Source organism: Pseudomonas sp. H2_A10 (genome assembly GCF_054680085.1).
This window is the reverse complement of sequence record NZ_CP162821.1, coordinates 5,885,453-5,904,029: the sequence shown is the minus strand read 5'-3', so window position 1 is coordinate 5,904,029 and position 18,577 is coordinate 5,885,453. Positions and strand designations below refer to the sequence as shown.

The window sequence follows — 18,577 nt, the reverse complement described above, 5'->3', positions numbered from 1 at the left end:
ACGAGTGTCCCTGATCGCTTCAGACCACTTCCGCATCGTTGTCGGCCTCGGCAAGAGCGGCATGTCCCTGGTTCGCTTCCTGGCGAACCGGGGCACGTCGTTTGCCGTGGCCGACACGCGGGAAAATCCACCGGAGCTGGTCACGCTGCGCCGTGACTACCCGCACGTGGAAGTGCGTTGTGGCGAGTTGGATGTCGAGTTTCTGTGCCGCGCCGATGAGCTTTACGTGAGCCCTGGCCTCGGCCCTGGCGACACCGGCCCTGCAAGCAGCAGCGGCGCGTGGCGTGAAGCTGTCCGGCGATATCGACCTGTTCGCGCGCCACGCGAAGGCACCGATCGTGGCCATCAGCGGTTCCAACGCCAAAAGCACCGTGACCACCCTGGTCGGCGACATGGCGATGGCGGCCGGCAAGCGCGTGGCCGTGGGCGGTAACCTCGGCACGCCGGCGCTGGATCTGCTCAGCGACGACATCGAGTTGTATGTAATGGAGCTGTCGAGTTTCCAACTGGAAACCACCCACGACCTGGGCGCCGAAGTCGCGACGGTGTTGAACGTCAGCGAAGACCACATGGACCGTTACAGTGGCCTGCCCGCGTATCACCTGGCCAAGCACCGGATCTTCCGCGGCGCCAAGCAGTTTGTGGTCAACCGCCAGGATGCCCTGAGTCGTCCGCTGATCGGCGAGGGCATGCCCTGCTGGACCTTCGGCCTGGGCAAACCCGACTTCAAGGCCTTCGGCATCCGCGAAGAGAACGGCGAGAAATACCTGGCCTTCGAGTTCCAGAACCTGATGCCGGTGCGCGAGCTGAAAATCCGCGGCGCCCATAACCAATCCAACGCTCTGGCCGCCTTGGCGCTGGGGCATGCCGTGGGCCTGCCGTTCGACGCCATGCTCGCGAGCCTGCGCACCTTCGGCGGCCTGGAACATCGCTGCCAATGGGTGCGCGACCTCAATGGCGTCAGCTATTACAACGACTCCAAGGCCACCAACGTGGGCGCCGCATTGGCCGCCATTGAAGGCCTTGGCGCCGATATCGACGGCAAGCTGGTGCTGATCGCCGGTGGCGACGGCAAGGGCGCTGATTTCAAAGACCTCAAGGCACCGGTGGCCGCGCATTGCCGAGCCGTGGTGTTGATGGGCCGCGATGCCGATTTGATCGCCGCTGCCCTGGGTGATGCGGTGCCGCACGTGCGCGCCACGTCCCTGGACGATGCCATCGCCCAGTGCCAGGCCCTGGCCCAGCCGGGCGATGCGGTGCTGCTGTCGCCGGCGTGCGCCAGTTTCGACATGTTCAAGAACTACGAAGAGCGCGGCCAGTTGTTCGCTCGCGCCGTGGAGGGCTTGGCATGAGCATCGATTTCAGAAATATCATCAAGCCTTACCCGTCGCCGATCATCACGGGGCGCGGCATTGACCTCGATTTCCCGATGCTCGCCGGTTGCCTCGCGTTGCTGGGCCTGGGCCTGGTGATGATCACCTCGGCTTCTTCCGAAGTGGCGGCCGTACAGTCGGGCAACACCCTTTACATGATGATCCGGCACTTGGTGTACCTGATCATCGGCCTGGGCGCGTGCATCGTGACCATGATGATCCCCATCGCCACCTGGCAACGCCTGGGTTGGCTGATGCTGATCGGTGCCTTCGGCTTGCTGATCATGGTGATCCTGCCGGGCATCGGCCGCGAGGTGAACGGTTCGATGCGCTGGATCGGCTTCGGTGCGTTCAACGTGCAGCCGTCGGAGATCGCCAAGGTGTTCGTGGTGATCTACCTCGCCGGCTACCTCGTCCGCCGCCAGAAAGAAGTGCGCGAAAGCTGGATGGGCTTCTTCAAGCCGTTCATCGTGCTGCTGCCCATGGCCGGCCTGTTGCTGATGGAACCGGACTTCGGCGCCACCGTCGTGATGATGGGGGCGGCGGCGGCGATGCTGTTCCTGGGCGGCGTGGGCCTGTTCCGCTTCAGTTTGATGGTGGTGCTGGCCGTGGCCGCCGTGACCATCCTGGTGCAGGCGCAGCCCTATCGAATGGCGCGTCTGATTACCTTTACCGACCCCTGGTCCGACCAGTTCGGCTCCGGCTACCAATTAACCCAGGCGTTGATCGCCTTTGGTCGCGGCGAGTGGCTGGGCGTGGGCCTGGGCAACAGCGTGCAGAAGCAGTTCTACCTGCCCGAAGCGCATACCGACTTCGTGTTTTCGGTACTCGCCGAAGAGCTGGGCGTGGTGGGTTCGCTGTGCACCGTCGCGCTGTTCGTGTTCGTGTGTGTACGCGGCATGTACATCGGCTTGTGGGCCGAGAGGGCCAAACAATATTTCGCCGCTTACGTGGCGTACGGCTTGTCGTTCCTGTGGATCGGCCAGTTCCTGATCAACATCGGGGTGAACGTCGGCTTGCTGCCGACCAAGGGCCTGACCTTGCCGTTCCTCAGTTATGGCGGCAGTTCGTTGGTGATTTGCTGCGCCTGCCTGGGCTTGTTGCTGCGCATCGAGTGGGAGAGTCGAACCCACCTGGGCAGCGAAGACATGGAGTTCAGCGAAAGCGACTTCGCCGAGGAGCCGACCCATGGGCGCTAATGTGCTGATCATGGCGGGCGGCACCGGGGGCCACGTGTTCCCGGCCCTGGCTTGCGCGCGGGAATTCCAGAACCGTGGCTACACCGTGCATTGGTTGGGTACGCCGCGCGGCATCGAAAACGAATTGGTGCCCACTGCCGGTTTGCCGCTGCATCTGATCAACGTCACCGGCCTGCGCGGCAAGGGCAAATTGTCCCTGCTCAAGGCGCCGTTTGTGTTGCTCAAGGCGGTGTGGCAGGCGCGCAAAATCATCCGTGAATTGCAGCCGGTGTGTGTGCTCGGTTTTGGCGGTTATGTGACGGGGCCTGGCGGTGTGGCCGCCAAGCTCGCCGGCGTGCCGGTGATCGTGCACGAACAAAATGCCGTCGCCGGTACCGCCAACCGGTTGCTGGTGCCCTTGGCCGCGCGGGTGTGCGAAGCGTTCCCGAACACTTTTGGAGCATCGAGCAAGCGGCGTACCACCGGCAACCCGGTGCGCACCGAACTGTTTATGGACATCGCGCGTCAGGCATTGGCCGGGCGCAAGGCGCATTTGCTGATCCTGGGCGGAAGCCTGGGCGCCGAGCCATTGAACAAGCTGCTGCCGGAAGCGGTGGCGCAACTGCCGGAACAGTTGCGCCCGGAGATCTTCCATCAGGCCGGCAAGAACCACGATGAAGTGACCGCCACGCGCTACCGCGAGGCCGGTGTCGAGGCGAACGTACAGCCTTTCATCAAAGACATGGCCCATGCCTATGGCTGGGCCGACCTGGTGGTCTGTCGCGCTGGTGCGCTGACCGTCAGTGAACTGGCCGCCGCCGGTCTGCCGTCCTTGCTGGTGCCTTTGCCCCATGCGATTGACGATCACCAGACCCGCAACGCCGAATATTTGGCCGGGGAGGGCGCTGCCTTCCTGCTGCCGCAAAGAACGACTGGCGCGGCCGATTTGGCCGCACGCCTGACTGAGGTTTTGATGCAACCCGAACGACTCAACAGCATGGCGAGCACCGCAAGCCGCCTGGCCAAACCTGACGCAACCCGCACCGTGGTCGATATCTGCCTGGAGGTGGCCCATGGTTGAGAATCAGAAAGCCATGCCGCAACCCGAGATGCGCCGCATCCGTCGCATCCACTTCGTCGGTATCGGCGGCGTGGGCATGTGCGGTATTGCCGAAGTCCTGCTGAACCTGGGCTACCAGGTATCCGGCTCGGACTTGAAAGAGTCGCCGGTCACCGAGCGCCTGAAGTCCTTTGGCGCGCAGATCTTTATCGGCCACCGTTCCGAGAACGCCGCCGAGGCCGACGTGCTGGTAGTGTCCAGTGCCGTGAACACCTCCAACCCGGAAGTGGCCACCGCCCTTGAACGCCGTATTCCCGTGGTGCCACGCGCCGAGATGCTCGCCGAGCTGATGCGCTATCGCCACGGCATCGCCGTCGCCGGCACCCACGGCAAGACCACCACCACCAGCCTGATCGCCTCGGTGTTCGCCGCCGGTGGCCTGGACCCGACCTTCGTGATCGGTGGCCGCCTGAATGCAGCCGGCACCAACGCCCAGCTCGGCACCAGCCGTTACCTGATCGCCGAAGCCGATGAAAGCGACGCGAGCTTCCTGCACCTGCAACCGCTGGTCGCCGTGGTGACCAACATCGACGAAGACCACATGGCTACCTACGACGGTGACTTCAACAAGTTGAAGAAAACCTTCGTCGAGTTCCTGCACAACCTGCCGTTCTACGGTTTGGCGGTGGTGTGCCTGGACGACCCGGTGGTGCGTGAGATCCTGCCACAGGTCAAGCGTCCGACCGTGACCTACGGCTTCAGCGAAGACGCCGACGTGCGCGCGATCAATGTACGCCAGGAAGGCATGCAAACCTTCTTTACCGTGCTGCGCCCTGATCGCGAGCCGTTGGATGTGTCGGTGAACATGCCGGGCAACCACAACGTATTGAACTCCCTGGCGACCATCTGCATCGCCTCCGATGAAGGCGTCAGCGACGAAGCCATCGTCGAAGGCCTGTCGCGTTTTGCCGGCGTGGGCCGTCGCTTCCAGGTCTACGGCCAGTTGCCGGTAGACGGCGGTGACGTGATGCTGGTGGATGACTACGGTCACCACCCGACCGAAGTCGCCGCGGTGATCAAGGCCGTGCGGGGTGGCTGGCCGGAGCGTCGCCTGGTCATGGTGTACCAGCCGCACCGCTACAGCCGTACCCGCGACCTGTACGACGACTTCGTCAATGTACTGGCCGATGCCAACGTGCTGCTGTTGATGGAAGTCTACCCGGCCGGTGAAGAACCGATCCCGGGCGCCGACAGCCGCAAGCTGTGCAACAGCATCCGTCAGCGTGGCCAGTTGGACCCGATCTACATCGAGCGCGGTGTGGACCTGGCGCCGATCGTCAAGCCGCTGCTGCGCGCCGGTGACATCCTGCTGTGCCAGGGGGCCGGTGATATCGGCGGCCTTGCGCCGAAGCTGTTGGCGAGCCCGCTGTTTGTCGCGGCGAAGGGGAAGTCGAAATGATCACTGACTACGCCTCCCTGTTCTCAACGGTTACGCCTGCCGACTTCGGTCGCGTGGCCGTGCTGTTCGGCGGCAAGAGCGCCGAACGTGAAGTGTCGCTCAAGTCCGGCAATGCCGTGCTCCAAGCGCTGCAAAGCGCCGGTGTGAACGCGTTCGGCATCGACGTGGGCGATGACTTCCTCGCGCGCTTGCAGGCCGAGAAGATCGACCGCGCCTTTATCATTCTTCACGGCCGTGGCGGTGAAGACGGCAGCATGCAAGGCCTGCTGGAATGCGCCGGCATCCCTTACACCGGCAGCGGCATCCTCGCCTCGGCATTGGCGATGGACAAATTGCGCACCAAGCAGGTGTGGCACAGCCTGGGTATTCCAACCCCGCGTCACAGCGTGCTGTGCAGCGAAGACGATTGTATTTGCGCAGCCAAGGAACTGGGCCTGCCTTTGATCGTCAAACCTGCCCATGAAGGCTCCAGTATCGGCATGGCCAAAGTGAACTCGGCCGCCGAATTGATCGACGCATGGAAAGCGGCAAGTACCTACGATTCGCAAGTGTTGGTGGAACAGTGGATCCAGGGTCCCGAGTACACCATCGCCACCCTGCGTGGCCAGGTATTGCCGCCTATCGCATTGGGCACGCCCCACACGTTTTACGACTACGACGCCAAGTATGTGGCTTCCGATACCCAGTACCGGATCCCATGTGGCCTTGACGCAACCAAGGAACAGCAATTGATGGACCTCACGGCGAAAGCCTGTGAGGCGCTGGGTATCGCCGGTTGGGCGCGGGCAGACGTGATGCAGGACGACCAAGGGAATTTCTGGTTCCTGGAAGTCAACACTGCGCCGGGCATGACCGACCACAGCCTGGTACCCATGGCCGCCCGTGCCGCCGGTCTGGATTTCCAGCAGTTGGTGCTGGCGATCCTGGCCGACAGTATTGAGCCCAGAGGCTAAGACATGAAAGGCGCATCGCTTCGTCATCAGCCCCCTCAAGCACCGAGCCGCAAACCGGTGCCCCGGGGTGCCAGTCGAATGGTGGCTAAAGAGCCGATGTCGGCGCGCCTGCCGAAAGCCAACTTTGGTTTCCTCAAGGCGCTGTTCTGGCCGGTGATGCTGGTGGTGTTGGGCTTTGGCACGTACGAAGGCGCACAGCGCCTGTTGCCGTATGCCGACCGGCCGATCACCAAGATCAGCGTGCAGGGGGACTTGAGTTACATCAGCCAACAGGCGGTGCAGCAGCGTATCGGCCCGTTCCTGGCGTCGAGTTTCTTCACCATCGACCTGGCCGGCATGCGCGCTGAGCTGGAACAGATGCCGTGGATCGCCCACGCCGAGGTCCGCCGCGTATGGCCGGACCAAGTGACGATCCGCCTGGAAGAACAACTGCCCGTGGCCCGTTGGGGTGACGAGGCGCTGTTGAATAACCAGGGCCAGGCGTTCACCCCGCGTGAGCTGGCCAACTACGAGCACCTGCCGCAGCTGTTCGGGCCGCAGCGGGCGCAGCAGCAAGTGATGCAGCAGTACCAGGCCCTGAGCCAGATGCTGCGGCCACTGGGCTTCTCCATTGCACGCCTGGAACTGCGTGAACGGGGCAGCTGGTTTTTGACGACCGGGGCAGGCAGTTCCGGCCCGGGTATCCAGTTGTTGCTGGGACGCGACCGCTTGGTGGAAAAGATGCGCCGTTTCATCGCCATCTATGACAAGACCTTGAAAGAACAGATTACGAACATTGCGAGCGTCGACCTGCGTTACGCCAACGGCCTTGCCGTCGGCTGGCGTGAACCGGCTGCGCCCACGGCAGCGCAACCCGCTGTCGCGAAGAATTAAGAAGAGGCAGGACCCATGGCAAACGTGCAAAGCGGCAAAATGATCGTCGGTCTCGATATCGGCACCTCCAAGGTGGTGGCGCTGGTGGGCGAGGTCGGGGAAGACGGCACGATCGAAATCGTCGGTATTGGCACGCATCCGTCCCGGGGCCTGAAGAAGGGCGTGGTGGTGAACATCGAGTCCACCGTGCAATCGATCCAGCGCGCCATCGAAGAAGCGCAGCTGATGGCCGGTTGCCGGATCCACTCGGCGTTCGTCGGCGTGGCGGGCAACCATATCCGCAGCCTGAACTCCCACGGCATCGTGGCGATCCGCGACCGCGAAGTCAGTTCGGCCGACCTTGAGCGCGTCCTCGACGCTGCCCAGGCCGTGGCGATCCCGGCCGATCAGCGCGTACTGCATACCTTGCCGCAGGATTACGTGATCGATAACCAGGAAGGCGTTCGCGAGCCCCTGGGTATGTCGGGCGTGCGCCTGGAAGCCAAGGTCCATGTGGTGACCTGCGCCGTCAACGCCGCACAGAACATTGAAAAATGCGTGCGCCGCTGCGGCCTGGAAATCGACGACATCATTCTCGAGCAACTGGCCTCGGCCTACTCGGTACTGACCGACGACGAAAAAGAACTGGGCGTGTGCCTGGTGGACATCGGCGGCGGCACCACCGACATCGCGATCTTCACCGAAGGTGCGATCCGTCACACCGCCGTGATACCGATTGCCGGCGACCAGGTGACCAACGACATCGCCATGGCGTTGCGCACGCCGACCCAGTACGCCGAAGAAATCAAGATTCGCTACGCCTGTGCCCTGGCCAAGCTGGCCGGTGCCGGTGAAACCATCAAGGTGCCGAGCGTGGGCGATCGTCCGCCGCGCGAGCTGTCGCGCCAGGCCCTGGCCGAAGTGGTCGAGCCGCGCTACGACGAACTGTTCACGCTGATCCAGGCTGAACTGCGTCGCAGCGGCTACGAAGACCTGATCCCGGCCGGCATCGTGCTGACCGGTGGTACCTCGAAGATGGAAGGCGCGGTCGAGCTGGCCGAGGAAATCTTCCACATGCCGGTACGCCTGGGCGTGCCCCATGGTGTCAAAGGCCTGGGCGACGTGGTGCGCAACCCGATTTATTCCACCGGTGTGGGCTTGCTGTTGTACGGGCTGCAAAAGCAGACCGACGGCATTTCCCTGTCGGGCCCGAGCAACCGTGACAGCTACCGCAGTGACGACGAGGCGAAAGCGCCGTTGTTGGAGCGGCTGCAGGCATGGGTCAAAGGCAATTTCTAAAGATTTACCGCAACACCGCAGTAAGCAGTAGGCGAAAAAACTAGAGAAAACGAAAGGAGAGGGAACATGTTTGAACTCGTAGACAACATCCCCGCTAGCCCGGTTATCAAAGTAATCGGTGTCGGCGGTGGCGGCGGCAACGCTGTCAACCACATGGTCAAGAGCAACATTGAAGGCGTTGAATTCATCTGCGCCAACACTGATGCCCAGGCGCTGAAAAGCATCGGCGCGCGGACCATCCTGCAATTGGGCACAGCCGTGACCAAGGGCCTCGGCGCCGGCGCCAATCCGGAAGTCGGCCGTCAAGCCGCCCTGGAAGACCGCGAGCGTATTGCCGAAGTGCTGCAAGGCACCAACATGGTGTTCATCACCACCGGCATGGGCGGCGGTACCGGTACCGGTGCTGCGCCGATCATTGCCGAAGTGGCCAAGGAAATGGGGATCCTGACGGTTGCTGTCGTGACCCGTCCGTTCCCGTTCGAAGGTCGCAAGCGCATGCAGATCGCCGACGAAGGCATCCGTCTGCTGTCTGAAAGCGTCGACTCGTTGATCACCATTCCCAACGAGAAGCTGCTGACCATCCTGGGCAAGGACGCAAGCTTGCTGTCCGCATTCGCCAAGGCTGACGATGTACTGGCCGGTGCCGTTCGCGGTATCTCCGATATCATCAAGCGCCCAGGCATGATCAACGTCGACTTTGCCGACGTCCGTACCGTGATGAGCGAAATGGGCATGGCGATGATGGGCACCGGCTGCGCCAGCGGTCCTAACCGTGCGCGTGAAGCCACCGAAGCGGCCATCCGCAACCCGCTGCTCGAAGACGTGAACCTGCAAGGCGCACGCGGCATCCTGGTGAATATCACCGCAGGTCCCGACCTGTCCCTGGGTGAGTACTCCGACGTGGGTAGCATCATCGAAGCGTTCGCTTCCGAGCACGCCATGGTCAAAGTCGGTACCGTCATCGACCCGGACATGCGCGACGAGCTGCACGTGACCGTGGTTGCAACCGGTCTGGGCGCAAAAATCGAGAAGCCTGTGAAGGTCATCGACAACACGCTGCATAACAGCCAAGCCAGCCACGCGAGCCAAGCGGCTGCCGCCCCAGCGCCTTCGCGCCAGGAACTGCCGTCGGTCAACTACCGTGATCTGGACCGTCCGACCGTGATGCGCAACCAGGCCCAGGCCGGTGCTGCTGCCTCGCGTAGCCCGAATCCGCAAGATGATCTGGACTACCTGGACATCCCGGCATTCCTGCGTCGTCAGGCCGATTGATGGAATGTATCAGGGCTATGAAGGTGATTGGTGTTCAGCAAAGGTCTGGTCTGCTATTATCGCCAGCCTTTGTTGATACCAGTTCGCAATTTGCGCTGAAGCGGTCCAAGCCATGATTAAACAACGCACCCTGAAGAATATTATTCGTGCCACAGGTGTAGGTCTGCACTCCGGTGAGAAGGTCTACCTGACCCTCAAGCCCGCACCTGTCGACACCGGCATCGTGTTTGTGCGTGCCGACCTGGACCCTGTGGTGCAGATTCCTGCTCGCGCGGAAAACGTTGGCGAAACCACTATGTCGACCACGTTGGTCAACGGTGACGTCAAAGTGGACACGGTGGAGCACTTGCTCTCGGCCATGGCCGGTTTGGGCATCGATAACGCCTACGTCGAGCTCTCCGCGTCCGAAGTCCCTATCATGGATGGCAGCGCTGGACCCTTCGTATTCTTGATTCAATCTGCCGGCCTGGAAGAACAGGACGCAGCCAAGAAGTTCATTCGCATTCTGCGGGAAGTGACAGTAGAAGACGGCGACAAGCGCGCCACCTTCGTCCCGTTCGAAGGCTTTAAAGTGAGCTTTGAGATCGATTTCGATCACCCGGTATTCCGTGACCGCACCCAAAGTGCAAGCGTGGATTTTTCCAGCACTTCGTTCGTAAAAGAAGTCAGCCGCGCCCGCACCTTTGGTTTCATGAGTGACATCGAGTACCTGCGCAAGCACAACCTCGCACTCGGCGGCAGCGTTGAAAACGCCATTGTGGTCGACGCGGATGGTGTACTGAACGAAGACGGCCTTCGCTACGAAGACGAATTCGTGAAGCACAAGATCCTCGATGCAATCGGTGACCTCTACCTGCTGGGCAATAGCCTGATAGGCGAGTTCAAAGGCTTCAAGTCGGGCCACGCCCTTAACAACCAGCTGCTGCGCAAGTTGATTGAGCAGACAGACGCTTGGGAAGTCGTGACCTTCGAAGATGCCAGCACCGCACCGATCTCTTACATGCGTCCCGTTGCGGCGGTGTAAGTAACAACTCTCTTTCTTTAGTTTTTAAAGGCTGCCTTCGGGTGGCCTTTTTTTATATCCATTTTTATGTGAGCACGTTTGCGAAGCCGGGTTAGAGCCCGTCCGCATCCACGATCCGATTGCGCCCCGTGTGTTTGGCCTCGTACAAGGCCTGATCGGCGCTGAGCAGCAAAGCCTCCAATGGCGTGCCACTACGCTTGTGCCAAGTGCTCATGCCAATACTCACGGTAATGGGGCGTTGATCCCCGGCCACCCGCGGCAAATGCTCGACGCTGCTGCGAATATGTTCGGCAATCAGCCAGGCGCCCTTGGCATCGGTGTTCGGCAACACCACCGCAAACTCTTCCCCGCCATACCGCGCCGCCAGGTCGGCAGGTCGGCGGATGTTGCTGCCGATCACCTGGGCAACTGTGCGCAAGGCTTCGTCGCCACCTTGATGGCCATGACGATCGTTGAACGCTTTGAAGTGGTCTACGTCGATCATCAGCAGCGTCAGCGGCTCCGTCGAGCGTTGGGCGCGGTCCCATTCCAGGCGCAGGCGCTCATCCAGGGTGCGACGATTGGCCAGGTCGGTCAGGGCGTCGGTGGCTGCCAGTTCTGACAGCACCCGTTCGGCGCGAAAGCGGCGCCGCAGTTCGCGACGCAACATCCAGGTAAGCCATAGCAAGCCGATACAGAGGATGCCGGTCGCGCCGCTGGTCAGCAGGGCCGCACGTCTCCAGGGGGCGAAAACATCGTCACTGGACAAGGCCACCACCACGATCAGCGGCAGCTCGCCAACGTTGGTGAAGGTGTACAGGCGCTCCTTGCCGCTGATGGCCGAGATCGCCTGAAAGCTGCCCATGCCTTCGCGCAGAATGCGTTTGAAATTCGGTCGATCGCTCAAGTCCTTGTCGATCATGTCGCGTTCGAGCAGTGGCTGCTGGGCCAGCAGGATGCCCCTGTTGTTGAGCAGGTTGACGCTGCTGCTGTTGCCGATCGTGAGGGTGCTGAACAACTGATCGAAATACGCCAGGCGCATGGTTGCCACCGCAACGCCGATAAACTCACCGTTGGGGCCTGATACGCGCCGGCTGAATGCCATGCGCCATACCTGCTCGCAGTCGCAATCAATCTTGAACGGCCGACTGATGAACAAGCCGGTCTGCGGCTCTCTCACATGCACCTGGAAATAGTCACGGTCGGCGAAGTTACGGGGCGTGGGGTGCAGGGTCGAAGAGTCGGCGATGACAGTGCCATCGGCGTCCAGCAGCAACACTTCGCCTTTGAACGGCGCGGCGGTGGATAAATCAAATTGCACCAGGTGTTGAATGCTCGGCGTCACCTGGGCCAGGTCTTCGCGTTGTTTGGCGGCGATCAGCCCTTTGAGCGCCAGGTCGTAGAGTTCGACGTTGCGCAACACATCGGCATTGATCAACTGGGCGATGTTGGTGGTCGCGCGCGTGGCCGCTTGCAAGGTGCTGGCATGTTCGCGGATCAACAACGCCGCCACGATCACCACGATCAGGACGACGGTCAGGCCGCTGCCCAGAATCAATAGCAGCTCGGGGTGTGCAGTGCGGGGATGACGACGGCGTTGACTCATCGGGCGGACTTCAGCGGTGTGAATGCTGGCAGTTTAGTTCTACCCGACGAAAATTAAATAGCGGGTTAAAAAGAAAGATCGGCGCCTTAAAACACCGCTGACGGATAGACGACCCACTATGAAGGGCGAGTTGATCAGGCCGGCAGCGTAATGCCAAAGGTATTGCCGTGGCTGTCGCTGTGTACGAACACATCGCCGCCATGCATCAGCGCAATCGCCTTGACGATGGCCAGGCCCAGCCCGTGATTGGCGCCGCTGTTACTGCGCGAGGCGTCCACCCGATAGAAACGCTCGAACAGCCGCGGCAGGTGCTCGCTGGCAATCGCCTCGCCAGGGTTGGTCACGCCGATGGCTACCTGACGGTCTCGCACGTCGATGTTGACTTCGATGACCTGCCCCGGCGCGGTGTGCTGCACCGCATTGCTCAGCAGGTTGATCAGCGCACGGCGCAGGTGGGCTTTTTCGATCTGTACCTGCGCATCGCCCTTGACCTGCACCTGCACCTGGGCGTCCTCAAGGATGAAGTCCAAATAGTCGAGGGTAGTTGCCACTTCATCGGCCAGGGAGCTTTCGATCAGTTTGGTGGCCTTGGTGCCCTGGTCGGCGCTGGCCAGAAACAACATGTCGTTGATAATCGAGCGCAGGCGTTCCAGCTCTTCCAGGTTGGATTCCAGCACCTCCAGGTAATGCTCGGCGGACCGCCCACGCGTCAGCGCCACTTGGGTCTGGCCGATCAGGTTGGTCAATGGCGAGCGCAGTTCATGGGCCACGTCGGCATTGAACGACTCAAGGCGCGAATACGCCTGCTCGACGCGGTCGAGGGTGGCGTTGAACGAGTTGACGAATTGCTTGAGCTCCGGCGGCAATGGCGACAGTTGCAGGCGCCCGGAGAGTTTGGGCGGCGCAAGTTTTTGCGCTTCCTCGGACAGTTTTTCCAGCGGCTTGAGACCGAGGCGCGAGACCCAGAAGCCCAGCAGCGCCGCCAGCACCACGCCGACCAACGCCAGGCTGACCAGCGCCACCAGTAAGTGATGTTGGGTCGCGCGGAAATTTTCGGTGTCGATGGCAATCATGAAGCGCAGTGGCGGGCGTTGCTCCTTGGCCGGGAACTGGCTTACCAGCACTTTGAAGGGGTAAGCGTAGCCGGGCAGGTGCAAGTCGCGTTTACCCGTGGCGCCTTGGGCGAAGGCTCGGATCTGCGCGTCCGGCTCACCGTATTCGTAGCTCGGGTCAGTGCTGACCACCCAGAAACGGATACGCTTGTCTTCCTCCCCCAGCAGCTTGAGCTTGGCCTTGATCTTCAGCCAATGCTCGGGCGTGCCGAAGCGATTGACCGATGACTCCAGCACGCTGTAGCGCGCGTCCAACTCCGCCCCCGGCAACAGGCCGAGGCCACGGTCCACCTGTTGATAGAGCGCGCCGCCGATCAACACAAAGATCAGCAGCGCCACCAAGGTGAACATGCCGCTCAGGCGCAGGGCGATGGAGTTAGTTGACACTGCGGTTCTCCAGCACGTAGCCCATGCCGCGGATGGTGTGCAGCAGCTTATGTTCGAACGGCCCGTCCAGCTTGGCGCGCAGGCGCTTGATCGCGACTTCGACCACGTTGGCGTCGCTGTCGAAATTGATGTCCCAGACCATCTCTGCAATCGCCGTTTTCGACAGGATTTCGCCCTGGCGCCGCGCCAGTACGCTGAGCAGCGAAAACTCTTTGGCGGTCAGGTCCAGGCGCACGCCGTTGCGGCTGGCCTTGCGGCTGATCAAGTCGATCCACAAGTCGGCAACCGTGACTTGCACCGGCTCGTGGCCGCCACTGCGCCGGGTCAGGGCTTGCAGGCGCGCCACCAGCTCCAGGAACGAAAATGGCTTGCCCAGGTAATCGTCGGCGCCTTCGCGCAGGCCGCGAATGCGGTCTTCCACGCGTTCACGGGCGGTGAGCATGATCACCGGCGTCTGCTTGCGCGCGCGCAAGGCTCGCAGCACGCCAAAGCCGTCGAGGCCGGGCAGCATCACATCGAGCACGATTACCGCGTAATCGTTTTCCAGCGCCAGGTGCAGGCCCTCGACGCCTTCGCGGGCCACGTCGACGGTGTAGCCCTGTTCCGTCAGGCCACGGTGCAGGTAGTCGGCGGTTTTTTCTTCATCTTCAACAATCAGGACGCGCATGACACCGCCTCAATCTGTGGTCGCCAACGCGAGCGTTGGTTTGGGTCGGTGGAAGAATTTTTCGAGGTACAAGTATATGACCGGCGTGGTGAATAGCGTCAGCGCCTGGCTTACCAGCAGGCCGCCGACCACCGCGATGCCCAACGGTTGGCGCAGTTCCGCGCCGGGGCCGCTGCCGAGCATCAGCGGCACCGCGCCGAGCAGGGCGGCGAGCGTGGTCATGATGATGGGGCGGAACCGCGTCACGCAGGCTTCATAAATCGCGTCCTGCGGCGCCAACCCGCGCACGCGCTGGGCTTCCAGGGCGAAGTCGATCATCAGGATGCCGTTCTTCTTGACGATGCCGATCAACAGCACCAGGCCGATCAGCGCCATGATCGAAAAGTCCTGGCCCATCAGCCACAGCATGATCAGCGCGCCCAAACCCGCCGAGGGCAAGGTGGAAATAATCGTCAGCGGGTGCACGAAGCTCTCGTACAACACCCCCAAAATAATGTAGACCGCCACCAGCGCCGCGAGGATCAGCCACGGCTGGCTGGCCAGCGAACTCTGGAACGCCTGGGCCGCGCCCTGGAAGTTGCCGATCAGGGTGGCCGGCATGCCGATGTCGTTCTTGGCCTGGTTGAGCATGATCACCGCATCGCCCAACGCCACGCCGGGCGCCAGGTTGAACGACAGGTTGGCGGCCGGGAACATACCGTCATGGCTGATGGACAACGGGCCCACGGTGGGCGGGTCGACCTTGGCCAACGCCGACAGCGGCACCATCTCGTTGGTGAGGGGCGAGCGCAGGTAGAAGTAGTTCAGGCTCTCGGCCTTGCCGCGTTGTTGGGTGTCCAGTTCCAGCACCACCTGGTATTGGTTGATCTCGGTCTGGAACTCGTTGATCTGGCGCTGGCCGAAGGCGTCGTAAAGGGCCTGGTCGACATCGGTGGCGGTCAGGCCGAAGCGGGCGGCGGCCTGCCGGTCGATGCTGATGTGGGTGATGCTGCCGCCCAGTTGCAGGTCGTTGGACAGGTCGCGAAACGCCGGGTTGGCGCGCAGTTTTTCGGTCAGGCGCTGGGTCCAGGTATTGAGCGTCGCGCCGTCGTTGCTCTTGAGCACATATTGGTACTGGGCGCGGCTGGGGCCGGAGCTGAGGTTGATGTCTTGCCCCGCGCGCAGGTACAGCACGATGCCAGGCACCTTTGCCAGTTTCGTACGGATGCGGTCGATGAATTGGCTGGCGGACACATCGCGATTACCGCGATCTTTCAACGCAATCCAGAAGCGGCCGTTGGCGATGGTCTGGTTGCTGCCGGTCACGCCCACCGAATGGGAAAACGCCTGCACCGCCGGGTCGTCCTGGATGATCTGGGCCAGGGCTTTGTGCTTGGCGACCATGTCCGGGTACGACACGTCGGCCGCCGCTTCGCTGGTGCCGAGTACAAAGCCGGTGTCTTGCACCGGAAAGAAACCCTTGGGGATAAACACGTAGCCGACCACGGCCAGGGCCAACGTCATGATGAAGAGCGCGGCCATGCTGCGTTGATGCGCCAGGGCACGGCGCAGGTTGCGTGCATAACCGGCCAGCAGGCGTTCGCTGAAGCCGGGTTTGTCGTGGCCGGGGTGAGTGGGCGCGCGCATGAACAGTGCGGCCAGGGTCGGCGCCAGGGTCAACGAGACCACCACCGAAATCAGGATGGTCGAGGTCGCCGTCAACGCAAATTCCTTGAACAAGCGCCCGACCACGCCGCCCATGAACAGCAGCGGGATAAAGGCCGCCACCAGCGAGAAGCTGATGGAGACCACGGTAAACCCGATCTCGCCGGCGCCCTTGATCGCCGCTTCGCGCTTGTCGAGCCCGGCCTCCAGGTGGCGATGGATGTTCTCCACCACCACGATGGCATCGTCCACCACAAAGCCCACGGCAATGACGATCGCCACCAGGGTCAGGTTATTCAGGCTGAAACCCATCAGGTACATCAGCGCAAAACTGGCCACCAGCGACACGCCGAGCACGCTGGACACAATCAGCGTCGCCGACAATTGGCGCAGGAACAACGCCATCACCGCCACCACCAGCAGAATCGCGATCAGCAGGGTCACTTCCACTTCATGCAGGGACGCGCGGATGGTCTTGGTGCGGTCGCTCAACACGCTGACCTGCACCGAGGCCGGCAACATGGCTTGCAGGCGCGGCAACTCGGCTTGAATGCGGTCCACGGTCTCGACGATATTCGCGCCGGGCTGGCGCGAAATCACCAGATTGACCCCCGGCGTGTCACCGGACCAGGCCTGTACGTAGGCGTTTTCCGAGCCGTTGATGACTTTGGCGATATCGCGCAATTGAACCGGTGCGCCATTTTTGTAGGACACGATCAGTTGGGCGTAGTCCTCGGGGTGAAACAGCTGATCGTTGGTCGAGAGCGTCGATACGCTGTTCTCGCCGTAGATGGCCCCCTTCGCCAGGTTGAGGCTCGATTGCTGGATGGCCAGGCGCACATCGGCGAGCGTCAGGCCAATGGCCGCGAGTTTATCGGGTGACGCCTGCACGCGGATCGCCGGGCGTTGCTGGCCGGTGATGTTGATCTGCCCCACACCGTCGATCTGGCTGATCTGCCGGGCGAGCAGGGTTTCCACGTAGTCGCTCAGTTCGGTGCTGGGCATGCTGTCGGAGCTGACGCTGAGGATCAGCACCGGGCTGTCCGCCGGGTTGACCTTCTTCCAGGTCGGCAGGCTCGGCATGTCGCTGGGCAGTTTGCCGGCTGCGGTGTTGATGGCCGCCTGCACTTCTTGCGCGGCGGTGTCGATGCTCTTGTTGAGGGTAAATTGCAGGGTCAAGAGGCTGGAGCCCAAGGCGCTGCTGGAGGTCATTTGGGTGACGCCGGGGATGGCGCTGAATTGCACCTCCAAAGGCGTGGCCACCGAGGAGGCCATGGTGTCGGGGCTGGCTCCGGGCAATTGTGCGGTCACCTGGATGGTCGGAAATTCCGCCTCGGGCAGTGGCGCGATGGCCAGTCGGGGGAAGGCAATCATCCCGAGCAGCACCAGGGCGAAGGTCAGCAGCAGGGTGGCGACCGGGTGGTCGACACACCATGCCGATGGCGAGCGACTCACGGCTGCACCTTTGCGTCGACCGTCTGGATCAATTGCGGCGGCTCTTTGAGCACCTCCACTTGCGCGCCGGCCTTGAGCCGCGACTGGCCATCGCTGACTAGCACGTCACCGGCCTGTACCCCTTTGATGATGTTGATGTCGCTGTCTTGATAGGCCACTTGCACCGGTACTGCCTCGACCTTGTCGCCTTTGACCCGGTACACGAAGTGCGAGTCCAGGCCGCGTTGCACCACGGTTGGCGGCACCACCAGGGCGTTTTTGTCGAGGGCGGTCTGGATCTTGATGGTCACCAGTTGCCCCGGCCACAGGCGTTGCGACGCGTTGTTGAACGTTGCCTTGGCGCGCAGGGTACCGGTGGTTGAGCTGACCTGGTTGTCGATCAGGCTCAAGTGGCCTTCAGCGAGCAAGTCGCCGGTCCGGCCGTCGGTGTCGGCGCCCAGGTAAGCGTCGACACGGGCTTGGGTGGGGGCGGCGAGCAGGCCTTGCAGGGTGGGCAGCATCTGTTGCGGCAGGGAGAACTCGACGGCAATCGGGTCGATCTGAGTCACCGAAAACAGGCCTTGGGTATCGCTGGTCCGCAGGAAATTACCTTCATCCACATTGCGGATGCCGACGCGGCCACTGACCGGCGAGCGAATCTGAGTGTAGGAAAGCTGTACCTGAGCCGAATCAATCGCCGCCTGGTTGCCCTGGGCGGTGGCCTTCAACTGGTTGACCAGGGCTTGTTGCTGGTCATAGGTCTGCCTGGACACGCCATCGTCCACGCTCAGTTCCTTGTAGCGCTTGAGGTTGACCAGTGCCACTTGCAGTTGTGCCTGGCTCTCACCCAGTTGCGCCCTGGCCTGGTCGAGGCTGGCGCGGATCGAGCGATCATCGATTCTGGCCAGGAGGTCGCCGGCCTTGACCCATTGCCCTTCCTTGACCAGCAACTGGGTGAGGATGCCGTCGACCTGCGGACGAATCACCACGCTGTGCAGCGATAACACGGTGCCGATACCGCTGACAAACCGCGGGACATCCTGTTGCGCCACGCTCACCACCCGTACCGGAGTCGCCGTGGGCGCCGCCAGTTTGGCCTTGGCCGGGCGGTTCAGCGCCCATGCCGCAACCGCCGTTACCACAAGTACACCCACGATCAAGGCGGTTTTTGGTCGAATCTGCATGGATGAGGCGCCGGGGACAAAGGATGGGGAGAGTGAGCGGTCTTTATAACCCTGTGATCCGGTCAGCACGGTGACTACTAACTGACAGCGCTGT

At 62.2% G+C, this 18,577-nt stretch carries 13 protein-coding genes and 1 pseudogene; 9 read left to right on the top strand and 5 right to left on the bottom strand.

Features of this window, described 5'->3' with window-relative positions; genetic code table 11:
• Window positions 1–4 precede the first annotated feature (4 nt).
• From murD to lpxC, 9 genes and pseudogenes are all read left to right on the top strand, one after another.
• A pseudogene (gene murD, locus AB4O23_RS27430) lies at window positions 5–1,352 on the top strand (UDP-N-acetylmuramoyl-L-alanine--D-glutamate ligase).
• Window positions 1,349–2,572 carry a putative lipid II flippase FtsW gene (gene ftsW / locus AB4O23_RS27425; protein ID WP_017526178.1) on the top strand — a complete coding sequence of 408 codons (1,224 nt, stop codon included), beginning with the start codon at window positions 1,349–1,351 and terminating at the stop codon, window positions 2,570–2,572. The pseudogene murD and the gene ftsW overlap by 4 nt, the downstream one beginning before the upstream one ends.
• Window positions 2,562–3,632 carry an undecaprenyldiphospho-muramoylpentapeptide beta-N-acetylglucosaminyltransferase gene (gene murG / locus AB4O23_RS27420; RefSeq protein ID WP_065877271.1) on the top strand — a complete coding sequence of 357 codons (1,071 nt, stop codon included), beginning with the start codon at window positions 2,562–2,564 and terminating at the stop codon, window positions 3,630–3,632. The genes ftsW and murG overlap by 11 nt, the downstream gene beginning before the upstream one ends.
• Entirely contained in the window at window positions 3,625–5,070 is a 1,446-nt protein-coding gene (murC, locus tag AB4O23_RS27415; protein ID WP_017526180.1) for a UDP-N-acetylmuramate--L-alanine ligase, read from the top strand. Before murG ends, murC begins: the two co-directional genes overlap by 8 nt.
• The gene (locus AB4O23_RS27410) at window positions 5,067–6,023 is read left to right on the top strand and encodes a D-alanine--D-alanine ligase (protein ID WP_017526181.1); all 957 of its coding nucleotides are present in this window, start codon (window positions 5,067–5,069) and stop codon (window positions 6,021–6,023) included. Before murC ends, AB4O23_RS27410 begins: the two co-directional genes overlap by 4 nt.
• Before the next feature lie 3 nt (window positions 6,024–6,026).
• Window positions 6,027–6,896, top strand: a complete 870-nt coding sequence (locus AB4O23_RS27405) for a cell division protein FtsQ/DivIB (RefSeq protein WP_017526182.1) — start codon at window positions 6,027–6,029, stop codon at window positions 6,894–6,896.
• Between the two features lie 15 nt (window positions 6,897–6,911).
• Entirely contained in the window at window positions 6,912–8,174 is a 1,263-nt protein-coding gene (ftsA, locus tag AB4O23_RS27400; protein WP_017526183.1) for a cell division protein FtsA, read from the top strand.
• 66 nt (window positions 8,175–8,240) lie between these two features.
• Entirely contained in the window at window positions 8,241–9,446 is a 1,206-nt protein-coding gene (ftsZ, locus tag AB4O23_RS27395) for a cell division protein FtsZ (protein ID WP_017526184.1), read from the top strand.
• A 112-nt stretch (window positions 9,447–9,558) separates the two neighbouring features.
• Window positions 9,559–10,470, top strand: coding sequence for a UDP-3-O-acyl-N-acetylglucosamine deacetylase (lpxC, locus tag AB4O23_RS27390; RefSeq protein ID WP_003171886.1), 912 nt, complete (start codon window positions 9,559–9,561; stop codon window positions 10,468–10,470).
• Between the two features lie 91 nt (window positions 10,471–10,561).
• On the opposite strand, the gene AB4O23_RS27385 is transcribed toward lpxC, so the two are convergent.
• From AB4O23_RS27385 to AB4O23_RS27365, 5 genes are all read right to left on the bottom strand, one after another.
• On the bottom strand, window positions 10,562–12,055 hold the full coding sequence (locus AB4O23_RS27385; protein WP_460138561.1) for a sensor domain-containing diguanylate cyclase: 1,494 nt from the start codon (window positions 12,053–12,055) through the stop codon (window positions 10,562–10,564).
• A 134-nt stretch (window positions 12,056–12,189) separates the two neighbouring features.
• Window positions 12,190–13,554 carry a heavy metal sensor histidine kinase gene (locus AB4O23_RS27380; protein ID WP_460061514.1) on the bottom strand — a complete coding sequence of 455 codons (1,365 nt, stop codon included), beginning with the start codon at window positions 13,552–13,554 and terminating at the stop codon, window positions 12,190–12,192.
• A complete protein-coding gene (locus AB4O23_RS27375; RefSeq protein WP_017526187.1) occupies window positions 13,544–14,221 on the bottom strand; it encodes a heavy metal response regulator transcription factor in 678 nt (225 codons plus the stop codon). Before AB4O23_RS27375 ends, AB4O23_RS27380 begins: the two co-directional genes overlap by 11 nt.
• A gap of 9 nt (window positions 14,222–14,230) precedes the next feature.
• Complete coding sequence (locus AB4O23_RS27370) at window positions 14,231–17,320, bottom strand: multidrug efflux RND transporter permease subunit (protein ID WP_017526188.1); 3,090 nt, start codon at window positions 17,318–17,320, stop codon at window positions 14,231–14,233.
• Window positions 17,317–18,483 carry an efflux RND transporter periplasmic adaptor subunit gene (locus AB4O23_RS27365; RefSeq protein ID WP_137219968.1) on the bottom strand — a complete coding sequence of 389 codons (1,167 nt, stop codon included), beginning with the start codon at window positions 18,481–18,483 and terminating at the stop codon, window positions 17,317–17,319. The genes AB4O23_RS27370 and AB4O23_RS27365 overlap by 4 nt, the downstream gene beginning before the upstream one ends.
• Window positions 18,484–18,577: the final 94 nt, after the last annotated feature.

Coding starts and splice junctions, on each gene's coding strand:
- AB4O23_RS27365 (WP_137219968.1), bottom strand. CDS start 18,483: ATGCAGATTCGACCAAAAACCGCCTTGATCGTGGGTGTACTTGTGGTA.
- ftsA (WP_017526183.1), top strand. CDS start 6,912: ATGGCAAACGTGCAAAGCGGCAAAATGATCGTCGGTCTCGATATCGGC.
- AB4O23_RS27385 (WP_460138561.1), bottom strand. CDS start 12,055: ATGAGTCAACGCCGTCGTCATCCCCGCACTGCACACCCCGAGCTGCTA.
- murG (WP_065877271.1), top strand. CDS start 2,562: ATGGGCGCTAATGTGCTGATCATGGCGGGCGGCACCGGGGGCCACGTG.
- lpxC (WP_003171886.1), top strand. CDS start 9,559: ATGATTAAACAACGCACCCTGAAGAATATTATTCGTGCCACAGGTGTA.
- murC (WP_017526180.1), top strand. CDS start 3,625: ATGGTTGAGAATCAGAAAGCCATGCCGCAACCCGAGATGCGCCGCATC.
- AB4O23_RS27405 (WP_017526182.1), top strand. CDS start 6,027: ATGAAAGGCGCATCGCTTCGTCATCAGCCCCCTCAAGCACCGAGCCGC.
- AB4O23_RS27375 (WP_017526187.1), bottom strand. CDS start 14,221: ATGCGCGTCCTGATTGTTGAAGATGAAGAAAAAACCGCCGACTACCTG.
- ftsZ (WP_017526184.1), top strand. CDS start 8,241: ATGTTTGAACTCGTAGACAACATCCCCGCTAGCCCGGTTATCAAAGTA.
- ftsW (WP_017526178.1), top strand. CDS start 1,349: ATGAGCATCGATTTCAGAAATATCATCAAGCCTTACCCGTCGCCGATC.
- AB4O23_RS27410 (WP_017526181.1), top strand. CDS start 5,067: ATGATCACTGACTACGCCTCCCTGTTCTCAACGGTTACGCCTGCCGAC.